This is a genomic window from Oleiagrimonas sp. (assembly GCF_027858935.1).
Classification (GTDB): domain Bacteria; phylum Pseudomonadota; class Gammaproteobacteria; order Xanthomonadales; family Rhodanobacteraceae; genus Oleiagrimonas.
Map to the genome: position 1 here is coordinate 1 of NZ_JAQIBU010000129.1, position 4,877 is coordinate 4,877.

Annotated in this window: 5 protein-coding genes; all 5 read left to right on the forward strand. The window is 62.3% G+C overall.

Translation table 11 applies throughout. The features are described 5' to 3' along the window. On the forward strand, nucleotides 1-72 hold a 72-nt coding region (locus PF446_RS04970; protein ID WP_298070146.1), incomplete at its 5' end, for an S-adenosylmethionine:tRNA ribosyltransferase-isomerase. A 477-nt stretch (nucleotides 73-549) separates the two neighbouring features. Further along, nucleotides 550-1,698: a tRNA guanosine(34) transglycosylase Tgt gene (gene tgt / locus PF446_RS04975; protein ID WP_298070143.1), complete on the forward strand. Its 1,149-nt coding sequence runs from the start codon at nucleotides 550-552 to the stop codon at nucleotides 1,696-1,698. 129 nt (nucleotides 1,699-1,827) lie between these two features. Further along, nucleotides 1,828-2,163, forward strand: coding sequence for a preprotein translocase subunit YajC (gene yajC / locus PF446_RS04980; protein ID WP_298070147.1), 336 nt, complete (start codon nucleotides 1,828-1,830; stop codon nucleotides 2,161-2,163). Nucleotides 2,164-2,236: 73 nt separating this feature from the next. Next, the gene (gene secD, locus PF446_RS04985; RefSeq protein WP_298070144.1) at nucleotides 2,237-4,111 is read left to right on the forward strand and encodes a protein translocase subunit SecD; all 1,875 of its coding nucleotides are present in this window, start codon (nucleotides 2,237-2,239) and stop codon (nucleotides 4,109-4,111) included. 20 nt (nucleotides 4,112-4,131) lie between these two features. Next, a partial coding sequence (gene secF / locus PF446_RS04990) for a protein translocase subunit SecF (protein WP_298070145.1) occupies nucleotides 4,132-4,877 on the forward strand: 746 nt, incomplete at its 3' end.

The window sequence follows — 4,877 nt, forward strand, 5'->3', positions numbered from 1 at the left end:
CATGCGGTCCAGGCGCGGTATCGGTTCTTCTCCTATGGGGATGCGATGCTGATCCTCCCGCACGGGGCCTGATTCTTTTTTTGCCGCGCCGGTCGGATTGCTTTTTTAGCGGGTTCAGATTTGCGCTATGTGGCTTGCGACCGCGATAAAAGGGTGGGAACTGCCTGGGAAAACCGACATGCTTGATGCTGCGGTCTGCGGGCTTGTGCTTTTTCGGGGCCCCTGAGCGGCGGTGGGTGGTGGACTGAAAAGCCCGAAGGGTGGCCCGCACGGATGCGGGCCACCTTGCCGTCAGGCCAGGGATGGCCTGTCGGCAAGGTCCGGCCGCCGCCCACGGACCTGGAGGGCCGTCAGGCCCGGAAAGCGCCAATCCGGAGTGTCCTTTGTCTTGGTTACTTCTATTTGGACAAGCAAATAGAAGTAACCCGCGCGCCTACAGGCGAGCGGAACCCTGTTCGAAGCGCAACCTGAAATTCGCGAGACAAGCCCTGCTGGATACATCACGAAGAGAGACATGACGAACCGCCCACGCCCCGCGATAATGCCCCGATGACCACCATGAAATTCGACCTCCTGGCTACCGACGGCGCGGCCCGCCGCGGCCGCATGACCTTCGCGCGTGGCGTCGTGGAGACGCCCGCGTTCATGCCTGTGGGCACCTATGGCACCGTCAAGGCCATGCTTCCGCGCGACCTGGTCGAGGTCGGCGCGCAGATGATCCTGGGCAATACCTTCCATCTGTTCCTGCGCCCGGGGCTCGAGGTGGTCGGCGAATTCGGCGGCCTGCACCGGTTCATGGGCTGGAACGGACCGATCCTCACCGATTCGGGCGGATTCCAGGTGTTCTCGCTGGCGCACAAGCGCAAGATCACCGAGGAGGGCGTGACCTTTGCCTCGCCGGTGGATGGATCGAAGGTGTTCCTGTCGCCCGAGGAATCAATGCGCATCCAGACCGTGCTTGATTCCGACGTGGCCATGATCTTCGACGAGTGCACGCCATACCCCGCCACGCACGAGCAGGCTGCCGATTCGATGCAGCTTTCGCTGCGCTGGGCCGAACGTTCGCGCCAGGCCTTCGATCAGGCGGACAACCGCAACAGCCTGTTCGGCATTGTCCAGGGCGGAGTGTACGAGGACCTGCGCGCACGTTCGGCGGAAAAGCTGGTGCAGATCGGTTTTGACGGGTATGCGGTCGGCGGACTGGCGGTGGGCGAGTCCGAGGACGAGCGCAACCGCACCCTCGAGCACACGGTTCCGTGCCTTCCAGCCGGACACCCGCGTTACCTGATGGGGGTCGGGCGGCCGCAGGATATCGTTGAAGCGGTGCGGCGAGGCATCGACATGTTCGATTGCGTGATGCCCACGCGCCATGCGCGCAACGGATTCCTGTTTACCCGGGGGGGCACGCTGCGCATCCGCAACGCGAAGTTTGCCCGGGATACCCGCGTGATCGAGGAAGGTTGCGATTGCCATACCTGCCGCAATGGCTTCAGCCGGGCCTATCTGCGACACCTGGACCGATGCAACGAGATGCTGGGGTGCCAACTGGCCACGATTCACAACCTGCGCCACTACCAGCGGCTGATGCAGGGGCTGCGTAAAGCCATCGAGACCGGTACGCTGGACCGGTTCGTTGCCGGCTTCCATGCGTCGATGGGGCTTGAATCCGGCGATCCCCGGGCCACAGCGGAACCCTGACCCGGCGGCGTGGTCGCAAGCACGTTGTCGCGCTTTTCATGCATCCGTGCCTCGCTCATGGCATAATCCGGGGCCTTTTTACCGGTCCGGGGAGATTTCCTCCCGGGACCGCAACTTGTGAGAATCATTATGGACTTTTTCATTTCCGAAGCTCACGCGCAGGGTGCGGGCAGCGGTGGCGCTACCGGTGGCGGCATGGGCTTCATCATCATGATGGTGGTCCTGTTCGGCTTGATGTATTTCATGATGATCCGGCCGCAGATGAAGCGGCAGAAGGAGCATCGCGCCATGGTCGCTTCGCTGGGCAAGGGCGACGAAGTGGTGACCAATGGCGGTATCGCCGGTCGCATCGACGAGTTGGGCGAGTCGTTCGTGACGGTGGAAATCGCAAGTGGCGTGAAGGTCCGCGTCCAGCGAGCCTCGATCTCACAGGTGCTGCCCAAGGGCACGCTGAAGTCCGCATGACGGGGAGGGCCGGCACGGGGCCGGTCCGATGCACGCGCCGGAACATGGATTCCGGCATCAATGGAAACAAGGCATGAGTGATTTCCCACGCTGGAAATATGCGCTGGTCGTCGTGGTGTTGCTGCTGGGCATGCTGTACGCACTGCCCAACGTGTTCGCGCCGGTTCCGGCCGCGCAGGTTTCAGCCAATCGTGGCGGTACGGTCAACCAGGCATTGACGGCCAAGGTCAAGTCCATCCTGGACAAGGACAAGATTCCCTACACGTCGATCAAGGCCAACGAGAAGACCGAACGACTGCTGGTCCGTTTTGCCGACAACGAGATTCAGAGCAAGGGCGTGGATGCGCTCAAGAACGCCCTTGCCGGGCAGTACATCGTGGCGCCCAACCTGGCCAGCACCGTGCCTGGCTGGCTGCGCGCAATACATGCTGACAGCATGCCATTGGGCCTGGATCTGCAGGGCGGTGTCCACTTTTTGCTGCAGGTCGACCAGAACGACATTCGCAATCGCCAGGAACAAATCTATTCGGGCGATGTGCGGGCGCTGTTGCGTGACAAGAGCCTGCGTTACCTGTCCGTGGTCAAGAGCGACAACCAGATCGTCGCCGTGCTTCGTTCGCAGGCCGATCGTTCCAAGGCCAGGGACGCCATCGCTACCGCCTATCCGGATCTGGACCTGCAGGACGGCCCCAGCACCGGCAGCCGCTTCGTGCTGGACATGACGATCAAGCCGGAAAAGCTGCGCAAGCTGGCGCTCAGCACCATCCACCAGAACCTGGCCACATTGCGCAAGCGCGTCAACGCGCTGGGCGTTTCCGAGCCGCTGATCCAGCAACAGGGCGAAAGCCGCATCGTGGTCGACCTGGCCGGTATCCAGGACACCGCCGAGGCCAAGAAGATCATCAGCGCGACCGCCTCGCTGGAGTACCGCAAGGGTATCGCCGCATACCCGGACCCGCGGGTGGAGGATGCCGTCAAGAAGGGCATCGTGCCGCCGGACGCGCGTCTGTACTACGGCCGTGATGGCCGCGCCTACCTGCTCAGCAAGCAGGTCATCGTGACCGGCAATGAGCTTGCCGACGCCTCTTCCGGATTCGACCAGCAGACCGGGTCGCCGGACGTCAACGTGACGCTCAATGAGGCCGGTGCCAAGAGCATGCGCAAGTTCACCGAGTCCAACGTGGGCCGTCCGATGGCGGTGGTCTACATCGACAAGATCCCCGAGACCAAGATGGTCGACGGCAAGAAGGTCAATTCCTTCAAGACCACCGAGAAGGTGATTTCCTATGCTACGGTCAACGGCGTGTTCGGCCGCCAGTTCCAGACCACGGGCCTGGACAGTCCGAAGCAGGCTTCCGAGCTGGCCCTGCTGCTGAAGGCCGGTTCGCTGGCCGCGCCCATGACCATTGTCGAGCAGCACGTGATTGGCCCCAGCCTGGGGCGCGACAACATCCAGAAGGGTGTGCATGCGGTGATCCTGGGCCTGAGTCTGGTATTGCTGGCGGCATTGATCTACTACAAGCTCTTTGGCCTGGTCGCTGACATCGCACTGGTGCTCAACCTGGTGCTGCTGCTGGCGGTGATGTCGATGATTGGCGTGACGCTGACAATGCCGGGTATCGCCGGCATCGTGCTCACGCTGGGCATGGCCATCGACGCCAACGTGCTGATCTGCGAGCGCGTGCGCGAGGAGATGCGCAACGGCTCCACGCCACACGCATCAATCCGCGCGGGCTACGAAAAAGCCTGGTCCACCATTCTTGATGCCAACGTCACCCATCTGCTGGCCGCCATGGCACTGATGACCATGGGCTCGGGTCCGATCCGCGGATTCGGCGTGACGCTATTCATTGGCATCCTGACTTCGCTATTCACCTCGGTCACGGTCACGCATGCGATCACGGCAATGATCCACGGTCGACGCAAGCTCAAGACCCTCTCCGTCTAACTGGCCGGGAAGCGCACTTCATGGAAATTTTCAATCCCAACAGCAACATCAATTTTCTCGGCCTGCGCAAGGTCTCGATAGTCATCGCCGTGCTCCTGATGCTGGGGTCGATCGTGGTGATCGGAACGCGGGGCCTGAACTACGGCATGGACTTCACCGGCGGCGTGCTGGTGGAAATCACCTACGCCAAACCGGTGAATATCGAGGACGTGCGTTCGGCCCTGGCCAAGGGCGGCTTCGAGCGAGCCCAGGTGCAGAGCCTGGGCGACAACCAGGACCTGTCCATCCGCATGCAACCGAAGGCGGATAAGGCGGCTTTGAAAAATGGCGGCAAGCTGGATGCCGACAAGGTGGCTCACGACGTGATGGCCGCGCTCAAGGCCTCGCGCCCGGACGTGCGTCTGAAGCGTGCGCCCGACTTCGTCGGCCCCCAGGTTGGCAAAGAGCTGAGAACCACCGGTGTTTACGCGGTGATCTTCGTCATCATCGGCATCATGGGCTATCTGTGGATCCGCTTCGAGAAGCGTTTCGCGTACGCTGCGGTGATGACCGAGATCCATGATGCCCTGGTCACCCTGGGCATCATCGCCCTGACCCGTCGCGAGTTCGATCTCACGGTCCTGGCCTCGGTGCTGGCGGTGGTCGGTTACTCGATCAACGACAAGGTGGTGGTGTTCGACCGCGTGCGCGAGCTGTTCCGGCTGGCGCGCAAGGCCGAGCCGGAGGAAATCCTCAACCGCTCGATCAACAACACCTTGTCGCGAAC